A 16815-nucleotide genomic window follows, 5' to 3' on the forward strand; every position below is an offset into this window, starting at 1 on the left:
CCGCCGCCATGCCGGCGATCGCCCCGCAGGAGCCAATTCGCTTCGACACCCGGCCGCCGCTGTCCAGGGCCGAGCCACAGGCCCAGGGCGGCCTCAGCGTGGGCGATATCAACATCGAGGTGACCGCCTCTCCCGGCATGGACGAACGCCAGATCGGCCAGCTCGTCGCCCAGGAAGTGCAGCGCGCGCTGGCCGAGGCCCAGCACAGCGCCGCCGCACGCCAGCGCTCGTCGCTGCGAGATATCGATTAATCCTGATCGGGGAGACTAAACGCCAGGTATGTACCACATACAAGCAGCACCATCAGTCCGTAAAACCCCAAAGCAACAGTGCGCCCAACCCATATGAGAGCCTCGCTGCTCTTCAGTGCATCGTTCATCCCAGTGAGGAAAAAATCGATCATGGCCATTCCCAAGCCAGCCAGTAGTGACATTTGGGCATAGCGGTGCTTAAACGGCTGCCCCCTGCTTGTGACACCGATCACGGCACCGACAAACAAGAAAAGTCCATCGAGATCCGACTCGATAATGATATCCATCGCCAGCGTCTTACTTTCATTCAGAAAGGACGCAAGCAGTACGAAAAAAGTGATCCCTACTGCGGCCAATCCACAGTAGTGTCCAAGGGTAAGAGGTCTAGTCATGCTAATGGCTCTCGGTATGTTTGTGTTCCAGACTCACACTGTCCCCTACCAGCAGCTGAAGCGCTCCACGAGTTGGCGACACGCCAGCCAATCTCGGGTTGATGACCGGCCTGCCTATCAATACGTAGGGCCTGGCGAGGACAGAATCACCCTTATCGGCAAGCTGCTGCCGGAATTTACCGGCGGGCGTGTCGACCTGGACGAGATCCGCGACATGGCCGATCAGGGCCAGGCCTGGCCGCTGGTCGAGGGCACCGGCAAGCAATACGGGCTGTGGGTCATCACCCGCGTCGACGAAACCTCGAGCACCTTCTTCCGCGACGGCGCCGCGGCGAAGATCGAGTTCACCCTGCAGCTCGAGCACGTCGACGACGCCCGCACCGACCTGATCGGCAGCCTCACCACCTCCGCGGTCGCCCGCCTGGCGGGAGCCTACGCATGATCGACGCCACCGACCGCCGCTACCGGCGCCCGGGCTACCGCATCACCCTGGGCGGCACCGACATCACCCCGCGCGTGAACGGCCGCCTCATCCGCCTGACGCTGCGCGAACAGCGCGGCCTCGAGGCCGACCAGCTCGACATAGTGCTGGCCGACCACGACGGGGCCCTCGCCCTGCCCCGGCGCGGCGCCGGGCTGGCGGTGGCCTTCGGCTGGCAGGACGAGGGGCTGATCGACAAGGGGCTGTTCACGGTCGACGAGGTGCAGCACAGCGGCACGCCGGATCGGCTGACCATCCGCGCCCGCTCGGCGGATCTCCGGGGTGAGCTGCCCGGCAAGCGCACCCAGAGCTGGCACCGCCACACCCTGGCCGAGATCGTCGATACCATCGCCCAGCGCCATGGCCTGGCACCGGTCGTCGGCGGCTCCCTCGCCGACACGCGGCTCGAGCACATCGACCAGACCGACGAGAGCGACCTGAACTTCCTGACCCGGCTCGGCGAACGCTTCGACGCCATCGCCGCCATCAAGAGCGGGCGCCTGCTGTTCACTCAGGCCGGCGAGGCGCAGACCGCCAACGGCCTGGCCATGCCCGGCGTCACCCTGGCGCGCCGCGACGGCGACCAACACCGCTACAGCACCACCGACCGCGACGCCTACACCGGCGTGAAGGCCTTCTGGAACGACACCGACGGTGCCGAGCGCCAGAGCGTGCTCGCCGGCAGCGACGACAATGCCAAGCAGCTGCGCCCCACCCACGCCGGCGAAGCCGACGCCCTGGACGCCGCCCGGGCCGAATGGCGACGCATCCAGCGCGGCCTGGCCGAGTTCGAGCTGACAATGGCACACGGCCGCGCCGACGTGCTGCCCGAGTCACCGCTGCGGGTCAGCGGCTTCAAGCCCGAGATCGACGCCACGCCTTGGCTGGTCACCGAGGTAGAGCACTCCCTAGGCGACAGCGGCTTTGGCACGCGTGTGCAGTGTGAAATCAGCATTTCCAACCGCCCAAACAACGTAACTATTTGATAAAAAAGGGTGTGTTTAAAATTCTCCACTCGCCCTATACATCTTTATCAGTGATGTGAGAATGTATCAGCCCTGTTACATAGAGCGTGAGGCAATCATGGGGAGCTACGAAACATTTCTCCTTTCGGACGGTGAAAACGCACAAGGTGATTCCAATTCTCCCAGCGGTGAGGCCCCGCCATCCCCTGTGGACGTCGTGCGCAGAGCCTTGCTGGCACTCGATGCGGACCTCTTTATCTACTCCGGCAGCATCATGGCTCCCCATGATCGGAAGCTGATAGAAGTCATTGACCAGGTCCCGGCGCAGCACAAGAAAAGCACTGCGATTCTATGGCTCACCACCTGGGGCGGCTCCCCGGATGCAGCCTACACCATGGCCAGAGCCTTCCAGCGCAGCTATGACAACTTCTATGTACTCGTCACCAGCTACTGCAAGAGCTCTGGGACCCTGATATGCCTAGGTGCCGAAAAGCTGTTCATGACGGCAACAGCTGAGCTTGGCCCGTTGGACATACAGGTTGCCAACAACGAGGAGCTTGGCGAGCGCCTCTCAGGGCTCAACCCATCGGAGGCCCTGAACGCTATCGGCCAGCAATCGCTCGAGCTGCTGCGCTCGCACTTCCTCGAATTTCGCTTCAACGGTGGCCTGAGCACTAGACAAGCCCTAGAGGTAGCGACTAACCTCACCGGCCAGCTTATGAGCCCCATCACAGGCCAGCTCGACATCATGAAGTACGGTGAGTTCATCCGTGCCATGCGCATCGCGCGTGAATACGGTGATCGCCTCAGCAAGCACCATGGTGGCGATAACCTAAAACCCCATGCAGTTCAGAAGCTTACCAACGGATATCCGTCGCATGGGTTCGCGATTGATAAAGAAGAAGCAGAAAATCAACTTTTTTCATCAGTCGAGCAACCTGGTGGTGCGCTAGAGTGTCTAGTAGGGGTCATCAAGGAAGCCTGTGAGAAACACCTTTTCAAGAGCGTTGGCACTGATCCCATGATCCATGACGCCAAAGCGTTCTTTGATATCTACGATCTGCTGGAGCAACAAGCCAGCGACATTGCCTCTGCAGACGATACTGCAGAGAGGGAGGAGGACGACGATGATGGACACCTTACTGAAGCAGCCGAATCAGGACAGCCACAAGCCGAGGACGCTGAACAGCAGTCAAAAGACTCGTGACTTGGTAAAGGAAGTGCATCAAAGCGCAGCCTCTCACATTCGAGATATGAATGCGTCAAATAGCTCCACACTATCAAAGCAATTCATGCGATAACCTGAAAGTATTAAAAGCCCTGGCTATGCCAGGGCTTTTTTTGTGCAATGAACAACCGATTACAGCCCATACCGCCGCGCCTGACTCACCACCACGCCCCGCAGATCCGACTGCCGGGCCCAGATCGACTCCGTGGGTCCGGCGGTGGGCATCAGCCGCATCCGCCCGCCGATCCGATGGCTGCTGAACAGCCGCTGCTCGCCGTCCAACTCCACCACCACCAGGTCAGCGTGCTGGGCGGGCTTCTGCTCGTCGACCACCAGCAGGTCGCCTTCCATCAGCGGGCCGCCCACGCCGGCGTCCTCGCTCACCTCCACCAGGTAGCAGCTCGGGCGGAAGCGCGAGAGGTCGTAGCCTTCCAGTGCGGGGTGGTCGATGCCCAGACAAGCCGGGCCCAGGTAGTTCACTCGCATGTCGTCCCTGCCAATTCGTGATCCTGCCACCAGCCGCGCCATACCGGGCCCGGCCGCCTGCGACCCCGGCGTGTTGTTCATATTAGCGTTTGCCTAAGGGTGTGCTGTTGTCTAATACTGTATAAATAAACAGTCTTTGACAAGAGGCACCGCCATGCGCGATCCCGAGGTCCATCATCTGCACCCGGCACCGCCGTACCGCGCCCTGCCCCATCCGCTGGCCACCATCCGCGCCGGCATCTCCGGCTTCCCCTCGCCGGCGGAGGACTACGTCGGCCGCACGCTCGACCTCAACGAGCGGCTGGTGAAGCGCCCCGCGGCCACGTTCTTCATGACCGTCACCGGCGACAGCATGGTCGAGTTCGGCATCCAGGACGGCGATACCCTGGTGGTAGACCGCTCGATCGACGCCCGCCCCGGGCACATCGTCGTCGCACTGGTCGACGGCGAGGTGATCGTGAAGCGCTACGAGATGATCGGGAAGCGGCCCTACCTGTGCTCCGGCAACAGCCAGTACGCGCCGATCCCGGTCACCGACCTCGACTGCCAGGTGTGGGGCGTGGTGCGCTCGGTCATCCACGAGTACGCCGTATGATCGGGCTGGTGGACTGCAACAACGTCTACGTGAGCTGCGAGCGCGTGTTCCAGCCGCGGCTCGAGGGCCTGCCGGTGGGCGTGATGTCCAACAACGACGGCTGCGTGATCGCCCGCTCCAACGAGCTCAAGGCCCTGGGCGTCGAGATGGGCACCCCGGCCTTCGAGCTGCAACAGTGGGTCAACCAAAGCCGCATCCACCTGCTCTCGTCCAACTACGAGCTCTACGGCGACATGAGCGCCCGGGTGCGCGAGGTCCTCGAGGAGTTCTCCGCCGGCGTCGAGCCCTACTCCATCGACGAGATGTTCGTACGCTTCGACGGTTTCGACGCCGCCACCACCCAGGCCCTGGCGCGCACGCTCTACCGCAACGTGCGCCAATTCACCGGCATCCCCGTCTGCGTCGGCGTGGCGCCCACCCGTACCCTGGCCAAACTGGCCAACCGTGCCGCCAAGAAGCTGCCGGAATACCAGGGCGTGTGCGTGATGCACGCCGACGGCGACCACACCCACCGCCTGCTCGAGCGCACCGCCCTGGGCGACGTGTGGGGCGTCGGACGGCGGCTGGTCGAGCGGCTGGCCCTGCAGGACATCGAGACCGCTTGGGATCTTCGCCAGGCCGACCCCAAGGCCATCCGCCGGCGCTACTCCGTCACCCTCGAGCGCACCGTGCGCGAGCTCCAGGGCACGCCCTGCATCGAGCTCAACGACGCCAGCGAGCCCCGTCATCGCATCATGACCTCACGCTCCTTCGGCCGCCTCACCGGCGAGCTAGGCGACCTGCAGGACGCCATCCGCCAGCACGCCCAGCGCGGCGCCGAGAAGCTCCGCCAGCAGGACAGCCACGCCCGCGCCGTGCTCGTCTTCCTCAAGACCAACCGACACCGGCCCGACCTGCCCCAGTATTCGCCCAGCGTCGTCGTCGAACTGCCCGAGCCCACCGACGACAGCCGGCCGATCCTGGCCGCCGCCCAGCAGGGGCTCGAGGCGATCTATCGCCGCGGGTATCGCTTCATGAAGGCCGGCGTGATGCTGCTCGACCTGGTGGACGCCAACCGCGAGCAGCTATCGCTGCTCGATACGCCCGAGCGGGAAGCCCAACGCGAGCGCGACCACAAGCTGATGGCCACCCTGGACGAGCTCAACGGAAAGATGGGCAAGGGAACCGTGCGCCTGGGCGTGCCGCGCCAGAACGCCGCCTGGCAACTGCGCTGCGCGCACCGCACGCCGCGATGGACGACGCAGTGGCGAGAGCTGAGGAAAGTGAAAGCATGAAGGTCGGCCGTCCTTAGCAGCGGGCTTCTTCTGAAGCCCGCCGGAACTGAGCCAAAAACATTATGATAAGAACGGAGGGGGAGGAAAGGCAAAAGATTTATGCTTGTTCTTAACCACATTCTCTTCCAAGAAAGCGATAAATTGTGTGAAATCACCATGCCTTGACTTCTTAACCCCTGGGCTTGCCAAAAAACTCGGCTCTTCCAAAGAAGACTCGAGAATCACAATCGCATTAAACGGCCCCAACCGCATGACACAATACTGCCCAAGAAAAATCACATAATTCTGCCCATCCAATAAGTAATCATCCACCGCCGGAAAATCACTCATAAACCGCACATTACTTTCAATTTTCTTGCTCAACATATGCTTGTCCAAAGACTTTCTCATCTGCTGCGGAACCCTTTCAGAGAGAAAACCAGGATCTAACAAGCAAAGAGACTCATAGCAAACTTTAACAAAAAGCAAAACCAAGGAATCAAAAAACTTCTGATCCATCTCAACTCTTTTACTTAAATGAGGACGATAGCTCTCTTTTTTAAACTCATTTTCACTAATGAATTTTTCAGCTATCTTTTTGGCTTGCCCCCTGCTTATCGTCTCACCGTCACCACCACCTTTCCTGAATATTTTTTTAGCAAGCGCCGCCTTTGCCATATCGATATCAGATTCATCTAAAATGGCTGAATAAACCGTCACTCCGTCTTCATTTTCAACCTCTTCAAACCCTGTAAACTTAACCTTAACCTCTCCATCCTCGCCAAACTCGATTTTTCTCCCATCTACATCGTAATCACCGGCCAAGGGGTTCTTCGAAGCTCCAGATTTCTTCACCACTCCATATCTGTACGAAAAAAGCTGAAATATAAAGCTTTTTTCTACCACAGACTCAAAACCATTACCCATCTTACTATTACAAGACTTACAGGTGTTCTTCCTCTTTATACTTCCACCTAAAAACTCAGGAACAACATGCTCCTCAGTCAAGCAATTATCACCTTGGGGAGTTTTGTTGCAAATAATGCATTTACTCATCTTGACCTCTAAGGAAGAACAGAACAATCAATTATGCTGCTTTAAGGGATTCTAAGCTCTTCGGCACCGAAGGAGGCTTTCAAATCATCATCCAACTCTCTGAGCTTTTGTTTTGCAGCAGCAGTCGAAAGCGGCTCTCCTTGGGACTCCATCCACCACATCCTAACCATCTTGACCCTTTCTTCTTGCTTTGGCACAAGAAAGCAAAGCGGCTTCTTTTCTGACTTTTCAAACAGGTGCTTTTCTCCAACATAGCTACTAACCTCAGAAAGAAGCGCAGATTCTTCTTCCAGCTTCTTATACAGCGTCGCTACTTTTTTGTAGCCAGTCTTCCCCCTTTCCATATATTCCAGACTTTTGACAAGATGCAACATATCCTCAAGCTTACCCATTAAACTTTGCCAAAAACCTGAATGGAAAAACTTCAATCCTGGCAGCTGGCCGACAGTGTGGGGAGTTACGTATGGTTCACGCTCAACCTCTCCGGTTCTCTCATCCACACTCTCTTTGAAAGAGATAAGCTCAACTAAGACCTTCCCAGAACCCTGCCTTGCCATGCCTTCCAGCTTTCTCATTACGCTTTCAGGAACCGACCGCTTAAACCCCCTAAAATACTCAACGACTTCTTTCATCTCTGAAAGCGCTGTACTTAACCTGCCAGCCATCAACTCCTTAGAGTAATAACAATTGTTAACAAACGTGATGCGCTCTTCATACCGCTTCTGGTTATTGTGTTGACTGATCAACCGACTTAGATTACCGCCATCTCCAAATTCATTTACACAAGTACTTCCAAGCAGGGACTTCCTACCATCAGTGAGCTCTACTACATAGCCATTTCGATGGTCTTGCCCACAAAGGCGGCCACCTGGCTTAAAACAACAGCATTTGAGAGGCAGAGTGTCATCGGGGAAGTGATAATCACCTAGCAGCGCTGAAAAATTCTTCGGTCCAACTCCAGGGGAGTCTTGAACTCCTTCTAGGCTCATCACCTCAGATCTATCCTTGAAGGTATAGGGCTTATCCATCTAGAAGATCCCCCTTTCAACAGTGCGACATGGCCCAGCATTGGAGGATTGCCCCCTCAGCGACCTTCTCATGCGCAACTCACCATTCAAGCGTCGACGCAACGGTCACGGACGACGCTTATCAGCTCGGAGATACTTACCCGTGGGACCAGATCGCCCTGCTTCCAAATGTCTTCAATAGGGGGCCACCCATGCTGTTCACCGTAAGTAGACGCCGGTCCATTAATCCCATAGCGTTTACCATTGACCTCAACCGCTGCCATGACACCACCTGGGCAGTAAGCTTGGACTTCATCGACAGTCAGTGGCCATGCACCACTTAGATCATCAGGAGCGATTTCCATCTGTGTTGCGGAAGGACCCGAAAGCAACCCCCAGATCCAGAACAAGAATGCAGCAACACCTACAAAGTAGATCCACGTAACAGCGGTCTCCATCCCTACGCCTCCTTGCGCCTGCGTTGCTCCGCCCTTTTCGGGCGACTTCTTATTGAACGCGGCGACCTCCCGCCGCGCCTGTGCCTTCCCATCTTTGAGGAATGCCGTTCTATCGTTAAGAGATCCGCCCAATCCGAATCTCACACCGCCCCAGGATCTCCACGTCCTTCATGTCCTGCGGCTTGATCATTTCCTTCTCGTAGCGCGGATTGTCGCTGATCAGCAGCCAGGCGCCGCCGGCGACGCGCTGCACGCGCTTGATGCGCCGCTCGCCGTGTACGAGCAGCAGGAACACCCCTTCCGGGTGCGGATCGCGACTGCTGCGGTCTACCAGCACCCAGTCGCCGTCGGCCAGCGTGCCGTCCATCGAGTCGCCGCGGACCTTCACCCCGACCACCTGAGCCGGGTCGAGCCCCTGGGCGGCGAGCTGCTCTGTGGGGAAATACAGCGTGGACTCGACTTCCTCCCGCTCGAGCGAGCGGCCATCGCCGGCCGCGGCCTCGATGTCGTACATGGCCACGGGTGATAGCCCTGAACTGACCGTGAGCTCGGACATCTCGAACTCGGGCTGAGCTGGATCATCACTCCGACGCCCCGTCAGCACGTAGTGGGTGTCGACCCCCTCGCTGTCTAGGGCTGCGAGGTAGTCCGCCTGAGGGCTCCGGTCCTTCTCATAGTTCGCCTGTGCACGCTTTGACACGCCTGCAAGAGCAGCGAACTCATCTTGAGATAGGCCCAAACGCAGCCTCTCTTCCTTCAGACGCTCATGGATCGTCACACGGACTCCTTCAGTCCCTTTGACAAATGCACATTCGTGCATTAGCTTTCACTCCTAAATGCACATACGTTCATCGGCGAAGGGAGCCACTGCCATGGCCCACCCCGAAATGATTACTCCCGCAGCGCGCGCTGCCCGCGAGCTGCACGAGAACGCCCCGCCCGAGCTGTACGTCCGCGGCCTGCGCGTCGAGCTCGCCAAGTGCTCGCCTAGCATGCGCATGGCACTGCTGCGCTACACCTCACCGAAGTTCAGCGACGGCGACCCTCTGGCCGACCTCGAGACGTTCGAGGAGCGCACCCTGGCTGACGCCACTGCCCGGCTGTCCTGCGAGCCGATCGCCGCCCGCTGGGACGACGACGCCATCGAGGACGCACTCGCCAGCCTTCGCGGCCACCTGGAAGAGCACTTCACCCAGCGCAAGTACGCCGCGCTCTATGAGCGCTGATGCCGCGTCCAGAAACAGTGCAGAACTGTCTTTCACTCCATTAAGGAAGCCTAACCGATGAGCCATCCCGAAACCATCGTTCCCCCCACCGTGAGCCGGGCGCCCAAAGGCTGTAATCGCCCGGTGATGACCCACCTCACGGAAACCGAGCGGCAGCGCCTGGAAGGCATCGCCGAGCTGGAAATGCGCTCGCTCTCCGCCACCTCTCGCCTGCTGCTGCTCAAGGGCCTCGAGCAGTACGAAGCCGAGACCGAACAAGCCTCGCGCACCTGACCCATCCCCTGTCCTGTATTGCCGCATAAGGAATTCCGCCATGTACCAGGACCCGAAACGCGTTCGCACCAAGGCCACCGTTTACCTCGACCAGTACGAAGCCGACGTGATCACCGCGCTGGCCAACTACCTGGGCGTACCCAAAGCCGAGGTGATGCGCCAGATGATGATGAAAGAAGCCCAAGAGGTGCTGGGTGTCGATCTTGCCGCGCTCACCAACACTATCGCCGCCAGCGCGGGATAAACCCAGCACCACATCCACCGTGCATTCGAGGTTCCCCATGCCGGAACAACCCACGGAGCTCGACCAGGACATGACGGCCGTGCTCGACGCCATTCGCGAGCAGCAGGGCCTGGAAACCCGAGAGCAAGCCGCTGAGTGGCTGCTGCGCCGGCGCATCCGCCGAGGCGCCCAGGGGCTTACCGGACGCGGCCGAGCCCTCTACCCCGTGAACTCACAAGGAGGTCATCAATGAGCGAAGCCCCGATCCGCCCACGCATCCCGTGCCCGCACTGCGGCCAGAACCTGCGCATCCGTAAGAGCCAGGGCCTCACGCCGGTGTACCGCGAGGCGGTCTTCGAATGCCGCAACGAGGCCTGCGGCTGGCGTGGCAAGGCGTCGATCGAGATTACCCATACCATCGCGCCCAGCGACATCCCCAACCCGTCGGTGACGCTGCCGTTCGTGCCGCGCCTGCGGAAGCTGGTCATGTCGCAGCCGTCCACCGCTAGCGCGTAACACGCCGCCACCGAACACCACGAGACAAGCCCATTACGGAAGGAACGCCACATGGATGCCATGAGCAACGTCACCGCCATCGCCCAGCACCAGGACCCGCACAACATCGCTGCCGCGCGCCTGTTCCGCGACCGCTGGGAGAACCGCGTCAACGCCCTGGCCAACTGCATCGAGCACCTGGTCGTCGACCACGAGATGACCGAGGTAAACGCCGAGCTGGTGGCCATTCAGGCCTACGCCGATCTGGAAGCCACCAACCAGACCGCCCGCATCGACATCGATGCCTGCACCTCGTATGTGGTGGTGCTGCGCACCGAGGGCGGCCGCCCGGTGGTGTTCACCGTCACCGACCTGATGCGCGTTCTCGAGCAGGCCCGCCAGGACGATCGCGCTGTGGTCGTCGATCGCGATCGGCGCCGCCCCGTCGTCCTCGAGCACTGACCCGGCGCCCGGCGCCCTGCAACACCCTCCCCGTTCACGAGTAAAAGGAGGCCCAGCGTGAATCCATCGCTGCGCCAGGACATCGTTGCGCGCTTGAAACGCGACTTTCGCGCCGAAGACCGGGGCGACTACCTGCAGAAAGTGCAGTGCCCGGAGTGCGGCAAGCGCGAGGCCTTCATCCAGGCCGAGCAGCCGTGGATGCTCAAGTGCGGGCGCGAGAACCACTGCGGCAGCCAGGTGCACGTGAAGGCGCTGTTCCCGGAGCTGTTCTCCAGCTGGACGGAACGCTACGACCTGCCCGAACGCCGGGCCGAGAGCGCCACGCCGGTGGCCGACGGCTACCTGCGCGACGGCCGCGGCTTCGAGCTGGAGCGCATCCGCGGCTGGTACACCCAGGAGAGCTACTGGAAGCCGGGCATCGGCGGCACCACCACGGTGCGCTTCACCCTGCCCGGTGGCGCCTACTGGGAGCGCCTACTCGACCGGCCCGAGCGCTTCGGCAAGCAGAAGGCCAACTTTAACGGCGCCTACAAGGGCTATTGGTGGCAGCCGCCGGCGCTGACCACCGCCGACCTAGCCACCGGCGACGAGGTGTGGATCGTCGAGGGCATCTTCGACGCCATCGCCCACTACCACCACGGCAAGGCCGCCGTGTCGGCGATGAGTTGCGCCAACTACCCCGAGCACGCGCTCAAGGCCCTGGCCGATGCCGCCCACGCCGAAGGCGGCGCCCGCCCCACCCTGGTGTGGGCGCTGGACAGCAACCGCGCCGGCCAGAACGCCACCCTCAAGCACGTGAAGCGCGCCCGCGCCGAGGGCTGGGAGTGCCGCGCCGCGCAGATCCCCGGCGGCGGCAAGCATGACTGGAACGACGCCCACCAGCGCGGCGAGCTGACAGTCGAACACTACGCCACCTACCGCTACCACGGCGACCTGCTGCTGGCCCCAACGGCTATGGCCAAGGCGATGATCCTCTACAGGCGCACCGAACGCCGCGAGTGCTGGTTCGAGTTCAAGCGCCAGATCTGGTGGTGGAAGCTGGACATGGATGCCTTCGACCGCGCGGTGCGCGCCGAGGGCGCCGACGGCGACGACCAGCAGAGTTTGGACCCGGCCTTGCGCGACGCCGCCCTGGAGCAGGCCGGCAGCGTGAAGCGCATCTGCACCTGCTTCCCCTCGGCACTCTACTACCAGGCCAACGCCGTCACCGACGAGAGCTGGTACTACTACCGCATCGAGTTCCCCGACGGCCGGCCGGCGGTGAAGAACACCTTCAGCGGCGGGCAGCTGGCCAGTGCCAGCGAGTACAAGAAGCGCCTGCTCGGCGTGGCCCCGGGCGCGGTGTGGACCGGCACCAGCCAGCAGCTCGACACCCTGCTCCAGGACCAGATCGGCAACATCAAGACGGTAGAGACGATCGACTACATCGGCTACAGCAAGGAGCACGGGGCCTATGTGTTCGGCGATCTCGCCGTGGCCGGTGGCAAGGTCGTGCCGATCAACGCCGAGGACTACTTCCCGCTCTCGCCGAGCAAGCACCTCAAGACGCTGAGTCAGTCGGTCACCCTGCACCTGAACCCCGACCGTGAGGCCTACCGTACCGACTGGACCCGCCAGCTGCTCGGCGCCTTCGGCGCCAAGGGCGTGGTGGCCACCGCCTACTGGCTGGGCAGCCTGCTGGCCGAGCAGATCCGCGGCGCCATGGGCAGCTTCCCATTCCTGGAGATCGTCGGTGAGGCCGGCGCCGGCAAGTCCACTCTCATCGAGTTCCTTTGGAAGCTGGTCGGCCGCCGCGACTACGAGGGCTTCGACCCCAGCAAGGCCACCATGCCAGCGCGCGCCCGCAACTTCGCTCAGGTGGCCAACCTGCCGGTGGTGCTGATCGAGTCCGACCGCGAGCAGGAAGGCGGTGCCAAGCAGAAGCAGTTCGACTGGGACGAGCTCAAGACCGCCTTCAACGGCCGCTCGATCCGCGCCCGCGGCGTGAAGAACGGCGGCAACGACACCTACGAGCCGCCCTTCCGCGGCAGCATCGTGATCAGCCAGAACGCCGCCGTGCAGGCCGGCGAGGCAATCCAGACGCGCATCTGCCACCTGCACTTCACCCGCGAGGGCCAGACCCGCCAGACCAAGGAACTGGCCGAGGCCCTGGAGAAGACCGAGCTCGAGCATGTCAGCCAGTTCGCCCTGGACGTGGCCAAGCGCGAGGCCGAGCTGCTCGAACTGATCACCCAGCGGGCCAGGGAATACGCCGAGCGCCTCGCCGAAGACCCCGACATCAAGGTGCTGCGCATCGCCAAGTGCCACGGCCAGCTGATGGCCCTGGTGGAGTGCCTCGGTCCCGGGGGGCTGGGCCTGTTCGACGCCCAAACGATCGACATGGCCTGCGGCCACGTGCGGGAGATGGGCCGCGAGCGTCAGCAGTCCATCAATGCCGATCACCCGCTGGTCGCCGAGTTCTGGGAGGCCGTCGAGTACCTCGAGGGGCTCTCCGAGGAGCCGCTGCTCAACCACTACGGCAAGAACAGCGACCTGGTGGCCATCAACCTCAAGGACTTCGAGCGCCGCTGCGCCGACTACAAGCTGCGCATCCCCGAGGTACGCGAGCTTAAGCGCTACCTCAAGTCCAGCAAGACCCGGAAGTTCGTCGACGCCAACCGCACCGTCCGCAGCCAGATCCGCCTGGGTAACGCCAGCGTGAAGTGCTGGGTCTTTCAAGCCTGAGAACAGGCCTGACCGAGAGAGGAAAGGAGACCGCCATGCCACACCGCACCTACACCCTCGACCAGGCCGCCCCGCTGCTCAACCTGGGGCGCAACACCCTGGCCCGCCGGCTGCGCCAGGCCGGTGTGCTGGGCGACGACAACCTGCCGGTCGATCGCTACCGCGGCAACACACGCCTGGTGCTGGTGGCCACCGGCGTCTACTGGCACCCCGTCTGCGGCTGGACCCACTACGGCCGCACCGAACTCACCGATGCCGGCCTCGATCACATCGCCGACCGGCTCGGCATCGCCATCGACCACCTGCCCGCGCACCACACCCGCCGGACAGTGACACAACCCCACCACGCAAGGAGCGCCTCATGACCATGCCCAACCTCACCCAGCGCCTGAGCAAACGAAACCGCCAGGCCCTGGAAGCCATGCACGCCGCCGAGGCCGACGCCAAAAAGCGCCTGGCCAGGGTCGAGAAGCTCGGCCCCACGGCGCTGAACCGACTGGCCCAGGTCGCCCAGGGCGACAGCGGCCAGAGCCATCACTGCCGGCGCCTGCTGCTCGCCGTCTACAACGGCCCCGAATGGCCGCTCGAGCTCACGCGCCTGCGCGTGATCGACCGGGACCTCCAGGACGCCGCCCTGGTCGTCATCGAATGGGCTACCTACACCGGCCGCGAGCTGCACGAGTACTTGGACGACGGCGACCGCCTGATGCAGCGCTTCTGGCTGATCGAAACCCACGAGGACGAGGACTGACCCATGGCCGACAACGCCGACATCGCCACCGAGATGATGGAACGCCGCATGGAAGGCGCCCTCGCCCACCATCGCCTGCCAAGCGCCCCTGCGGTCGACGACGAGTGCGAGGAATGCGGCGACGAGATCCCCGCGGCACGCCGCCAGGCCGCGCCCTGGGCGACCACCTGCATCGAGTGCCAGTCCATCCGCGAAGGGAAGCAACGCCATGTCCGCTAAAACCACGCCACGCGAGGCCGCCAAGCTAATCGCCTTCGTGTTTGCCCTGGGCGTGGCGTTTCAGCTGGGAGTCGGGCTCACCAGCATCGCCACCCCGATCGTGAAGAAGATCGAGATCCACACCACTCACCAGGGTGCCGCCGCGGCGCCCGATCGGATGGGCTTCTAGGAGACCGCCATGAGCATCATCCCAGTCGACGAAGCCGCCAACATGGCGGCCAGCCGCACCACTCATAGCCTGGCCCGCGAGGTGCTGGGACTTCGTGCCCAGCTCGCCGAACTCGAGAACCAGAACAGCCAGCTGAGCGCCTGGATCGTGGAGAACGATGCCGAACGCGACAAGCTGGCGGTGCGGGCACGGGAAGCCGAGGAAGAACTGCTGCATGTGCAGTGCCAGCGCGACAGCGCGATTCAAAGAGCGCAGATAGCGGAGGATGGGCAAAATACTGCACAGGCCCGGGTGCAGGCGCCTCAAACTGAGCAACATGGCGCTCATCGGGAGGGAGTGGCGTCATGAATCAGGCCACCACCAAGGGTGGGCAGCTGGCCCGCCAAGCAGCCATGCTGTGCAGAGATGAGCGTTTCCGGCTTTACCTGGATCGCCGCCGACGCCACAAGTTCGGCCTGAGCGAGAGCCAGCTGCCCGACGGCACCCACAACGAGCAGGATGCACGCGAGTGGCTTTGTGCCGCTTGCAGCATCGAGAGCCGCGCGGAGCTGGATCACGATCGACAGGCTGCCGACACATTTCGCTCCATCGGCCAGCGCTTCGGGCGCTGGAAGCTTCAACAAGGAGGTCGCCCATGAACACCTACTTCGGTCTTCTCGCCGAGTTCAACGGCCGGGCCGAATTGCCCCTCGAGGAGGTAGCCCCACGCTACTTCGGCATCAGCGCTCGCACCGCCGGCATGCGTGCTGGGGCACAGGCCCTGCCGATTCCCGCCTATCGCGCCGGCGACTCCCAGAAGGCTCCCTGGCTGGTCAGCGCGGTGGACTTGGCCGACTACCTGGACAGGCGACGCGCTGAGGCACACGAGATGTGGAAGCGAGTGAACGAGTGAACTGCCGCCCTACGGGGCGGCTTCGCAGAGAAGTAGATAACGGTATAAGTCTAGCGAAGCTGCAGATTCTCCGGCCTCAGGTGGGTGTATCGCTTCAACACATCCCAGCTCTCATGCAAGGTGAACTGCTGCACTTCCACGATCTCGTACCCCGCCTCGAACAACCGCGACGTCGCCTCATGTCGCAGATCATGAAAGCGCAGATCCTCGATGCCACAAGCCGCCGTCGCCGCCCGCCAGCGAGTGCCGATCGACTTGCCGTTGTAGGGGAAGATCCTCTCCTCGCCCTGTGCGCGCGGCTGTCGCTGGATGATGGCCATGGCCTCGTGGCTCAGCTTGAACCGCTTGTGGTTGCCCCACTTCTGCCGCGGGTGCTTGGCATCACGCACCCAGCAGGTCATGGCGTGCTCGTCGAGATCTGACCAAGTGAGCCGGGTGATCTCTTCCTGGCGCCTCGAGGAGGCGATGGCGAAGTCCATGATGTCTTCCATGGGGATGATAGCGCTGGGCCGGATCCGCTGCGAGCGGCGGAAGTAGGCCCGTATCTGCTCGACCTCCTTCTCCGTCGGCCGACGATCCCGGGCGCCGGGGCGCGATACCAGCCCCTTGCTTCGCATCAGCAGCTTGGCCGACTCGAACTCGTTGAGCTCCACCGGCATCTTCCAGGCCGCCACGGCCGTCTTGAGGATGATGCCCAGCCAAGTGATGTCCTGATTGATCGTCGAGGGCTTGATCCCGCTGTCACGTCGCATGATGGCATGACCGATGATCTGCTCGCTGGTCAGATCGTTGATCTGAACCCGCGCGATCGGGAAGCGCTGCAGCTGCTCGATGGTGGCCCGCTTCGATCGGCCGGCGTCCTGGGCGAACTCATGGAGGTAGCGCTCAATGGCGTCGTCCAGGGTCACACCTTTCCACTTCGCCGAGAGAACGCCGCCGGGGCTGTTCAGCTCGAGCTCGCGACGCTTGGCCCACTCCTCGGCCATCGCCTTCCTGGGGAACGTCCTCGACTCGGAGTGGTCAGGTTGCCCACGGCGGGCGATGCGGATCTGAGCCAGGTATGAGAAACTGCCGTCCTTTCGCCGACGCTTCCTGATCGTCGCCACGCGAACCTCCTCGATGTACCAAATTGCCAACGCCCCGTGTGCCAAATTTGTACCAACACATGGCGCAAAACAGGGCAAAACAGGGCAAAACCACTGTAAATAT

At 62.0% G+C, this 16815-nt stretch carries 27 protein-coding genes; 20 read left to right on the top strand and 7 right to left on the bottom strand.

Annotated elements, in window-relative coordinates; translation table 11 throughout:
- A partial coding sequence (locus NH448_RS02650) for a hypothetical protein (protein ID WP_253028385.1) occupies nt 1-251 on the top strand: 251 nt, incomplete at its 5' end.
- Here the strand turns inward: NH448_RS02650 and NH448_RS02655 are convergent.
- Nucleotides 248-643, bottom strand: coding sequence for a hypothetical protein (locus NH448_RS02655; protein ID WP_253028386.1), 396 nt, complete (start codon nt 641-643; stop codon nt 248-250). The two genes, NH448_RS02650 and NH448_RS02655, sit on opposite strands and share 4 nt — an antisense overlap.
- 16 nt (nt 644-659) lie before the next feature.
- Between NH448_RS02655 and NH448_RS02660 the strand changes: the two genes are divergently transcribed.
- From NH448_RS02660 to NH448_RS02670, 3 genes are all read left to right on the top strand, one after another.
- Nucleotides 660-1085 (top strand): phage tail protein, encoded by a 426-nt coding sequence (locus NH448_RS02660; protein WP_253028387.1) that lies wholly within the window; start codon nt 660-662, stop codon nt 1083-1085.
- A complete protein-coding gene (locus NH448_RS02665) occupies nt 1082-2110 on the top strand; it encodes a phage late control D family protein (RefSeq protein ID WP_253028388.1) in 1029 nt (342 codons plus the stop codon). The genes NH448_RS02660 and NH448_RS02665 overlap by 4 nt, the downstream gene beginning before the upstream one ends.
- 97 nt (nt 2111-2207) lie before the next feature.
- Entirely contained in the window at nt 2208-3296 is a 1089-nt protein-coding gene (locus NH448_RS02670; RefSeq protein WP_253028389.1) for a hypothetical protein, read from the top strand.
- A 153-nt stretch (nt 3297-3449) separates the two neighbouring features.
- Here the strand turns inward: NH448_RS02670 and NH448_RS02675 are convergent, their stop codons facing one another.
- Nucleotides 3450-3803, bottom strand: coding sequence for a S24 family peptidase (locus tag NH448_RS02675; protein WP_253028390.1), 354 nt, complete (start codon nt 3801-3803; stop codon nt 3450-3452).
- 136 nt (nt 3804-3939) lie between these two features.
- Between NH448_RS02675 and umuD the strand changes: the two genes are divergently transcribed.
- On the top strand, nt 3940-4398 hold the full coding sequence (umuD, locus tag NH448_RS02680; protein ID WP_366077398.1) for a translesion error-prone DNA polymerase V autoproteolytic subunit: 459 nt from the start codon (nt 3940-3942) through the stop codon (nt 4396-4398).
- Nucleotides 4395-5672 carry a Y-family DNA polymerase gene (locus NH448_RS02685; RefSeq protein WP_253028391.1) on the top strand — a complete coding sequence of 426 codons (1278 nt, stop codon included), beginning with the start codon at nt 4395-4397 and terminating at the stop codon, nt 5670-5672. Before umuD ends, NH448_RS02685 begins: the two co-directional genes overlap by 4 nt.
- A 60-nt stretch (nt 5673-5732) precedes the next feature.
- On the opposite strand, the gene NH448_RS02690 is transcribed toward NH448_RS02685, so the two are convergent.
- The 4 genes from NH448_RS02690 to NH448_RS02705 all read right to left on the bottom strand — a co-directional run bounded on the left by NH448_RS02690 (nt 5733) and on the right by NH448_RS02705 (nt 8950).
- Nucleotides 5733-6707, bottom strand: a complete 975-nt coding sequence (locus tag NH448_RS02690) for an HNH endonuclease (protein ID WP_290442668.1) — start codon at nt 6705-6707, stop codon at nt 5733-5735.
- Nucleotides 6708-6748: 41 nt separating this feature from the next.
- The gene (locus NH448_RS02695) at nt 6749-7735 is read right to left on the bottom strand and encodes a hypothetical protein (protein WP_253028393.1); all 987 of its coding nucleotides are present in this window, start codon (nt 7733-7735) and stop codon (nt 6749-6751) included.
- An 86-nt stretch (nt 7736-7821) separates the two neighbouring features.
- The gene (locus NH448_RS02700; RefSeq protein ID WP_253028394.1) at nt 7822-8172 is read right to left on the bottom strand and encodes a hypothetical protein; all 351 of its coding nucleotides are present in this window, start codon (nt 8170-8172) and stop codon (nt 7822-7824) included.
- A gap of 115 nt (nt 8173-8287) precedes the next feature.
- Nucleotides 8288-8950, bottom strand: coding sequence for a S24 family peptidase (locus NH448_RS02705; protein WP_253028395.1), 663 nt, complete (start codon nt 8948-8950; stop codon nt 8288-8290).
- Between the two features lie 94 nt (nt 8951-9044).
- Between NH448_RS02705 and NH448_RS02710 the strand changes: the two genes are divergently transcribed.
- Genes NH448_RS02710 through NH448_RS02775 form a run of 14 tightly spaced genes read left to right on the top strand, consistent with a single transcriptional unit; the run spans nt 9045 to nt 15606 of the window.
- Nucleotides 9045-9398, top strand: a complete 354-nt coding sequence (locus NH448_RS02710) for a hypothetical protein (RefSeq protein WP_253028396.1) — start codon at nt 9045-9047, stop codon at nt 9396-9398.
- Nucleotides 9399-9455: 57 nt separating this feature from the next.
- Nucleotides 9456-9671: a hypothetical protein gene (locus tag NH448_RS02715; protein ID WP_253028397.1), complete on the top strand. Its 216-nt coding sequence runs from the start codon at nt 9456-9458 to the stop codon at nt 9669-9671.
- 40 nt (nt 9672-9711) lie between these two features.
- The gene (locus tag NH448_RS02720; RefSeq protein WP_253028398.1) at nt 9712-9915 is read left to right on the top strand and encodes a hypothetical protein; all 204 of its coding nucleotides are present in this window, start codon (nt 9712-9714) and stop codon (nt 9913-9915) included.
- A gap of 37 nt (nt 9916-9952) precedes the next feature.
- On the top strand, nt 9953-10147 hold the full coding sequence (locus tag NH448_RS02725; RefSeq protein ID WP_253028399.1) for a hypothetical protein: 195 nt from the start codon (nt 9953-9955) through the stop codon (nt 10145-10147).
- Nucleotides 10144-10410: an ogr/Delta-like zinc finger family protein gene (locus NH448_RS02730; protein ID WP_253028400.1), complete on the top strand. Its 267-nt coding sequence runs from the start codon at nt 10144-10146 to the stop codon at nt 10408-10410. The genes NH448_RS02725 and NH448_RS02730 overlap by 4 nt, the downstream gene beginning before the upstream one ends.
- A gap of 51 nt (nt 10411-10461) precedes the next feature.
- On the top strand, nt 10462-10851 hold the full coding sequence (locus NH448_RS02735) for a hypothetical protein (protein ID WP_253028401.1): 390 nt from the start codon (nt 10462-10464) through the stop codon (nt 10849-10851).
- Nucleotides 10852-10908: 57 nt separating this feature from the next.
- On the top strand, nt 10909-13575 hold the full coding sequence (locus tag NH448_RS02740) for a toprim domain-containing protein (RefSeq protein ID WP_253028402.1): 2667 nt from the start codon (nt 10909-10911) through the stop codon (nt 13573-13575).
- 35 nt (nt 13576-13610) lie between these two features.
- Nucleotides 13611-13940, top strand: a complete 330-nt coding sequence (locus NH448_RS02745; RefSeq protein WP_253028403.1) for a phage antirepressor KilAC domain-containing protein — start codon at nt 13611-13613, stop codon at nt 13938-13940.
- Nucleotides 13937-14326 carry a hypothetical protein gene (locus NH448_RS02750; RefSeq protein WP_253028404.1) on the top strand — a complete coding sequence of 130 codons (390 nt, stop codon included), beginning with the start codon at nt 13937-13939 and terminating at the stop codon, nt 14324-14326. The genes NH448_RS02745 and NH448_RS02750 overlap by 4 nt, the downstream gene beginning before the upstream one ends.
- Nucleotides 14327-14329: 3 nt before the next feature.
- Nucleotides 14330-14545, top strand: a complete 216-nt coding sequence (locus tag NH448_RS02755; RefSeq protein ID WP_253028405.1) for a TraR/DksA family transcriptional regulator — start codon at nt 14330-14332, stop codon at nt 14543-14545.
- A complete protein-coding gene (locus NH448_RS02760) occupies nt 14535-14714 on the top strand; it encodes a hypothetical protein (RefSeq protein WP_253028406.1) in 180 nt (59 codons plus the stop codon). Before NH448_RS02755 ends, NH448_RS02760 begins: the two co-directional genes overlap by 11 nt.
- A gap of 9 nt (nt 14715-14723) precedes the next feature.
- Nucleotides 14724-15062 (top strand): hypothetical protein, encoded by a 339-nt coding sequence (locus tag NH448_RS02765; protein WP_253028407.1) that lies wholly within the window; start codon nt 14724-14726, stop codon nt 15060-15062.
- Entirely contained in the window at nt 15059-15352 is a 294-nt protein-coding gene (locus NH448_RS02770) for a hypothetical protein (protein WP_253028408.1), read from the top strand. The genes NH448_RS02765 and NH448_RS02770 overlap by 4 nt, the downstream gene beginning before the upstream one ends.
- Nucleotides 15349-15606, top strand: coding sequence for a pyocin activator PrtN family protein (locus tag NH448_RS02775; protein WP_253028409.1), 258 nt, complete (start codon nt 15349-15351; stop codon nt 15604-15606). The genes NH448_RS02770 and NH448_RS02775 overlap by 4 nt, the downstream gene beginning before the upstream one ends.
- Before the next feature lie 50 nt (nt 15607-15656).
- Here the strand turns inward: NH448_RS02775 and NH448_RS02780 are convergent, their stop codons facing one another.
- Nucleotides 15657-16592, bottom strand: a complete 936-nt coding sequence (locus tag NH448_RS02780; RefSeq protein ID WP_253028410.1) for a site-specific integrase — start codon at nt 16590-16592, stop codon at nt 15657-15659.
- Between the last annotated feature and the right edge of the window lie 223 nt (nt 16593-16815).

Origin of the sequence: Halomonas sp. OfavH-34-E (assembly GCF_024124525.1) — a bacterium.
Lineage (GTDB): Bacteria > Pseudomonadota > Gammaproteobacteria > Pseudomonadales > Halomonadaceae > Halomonas > Halomonas litopenaei.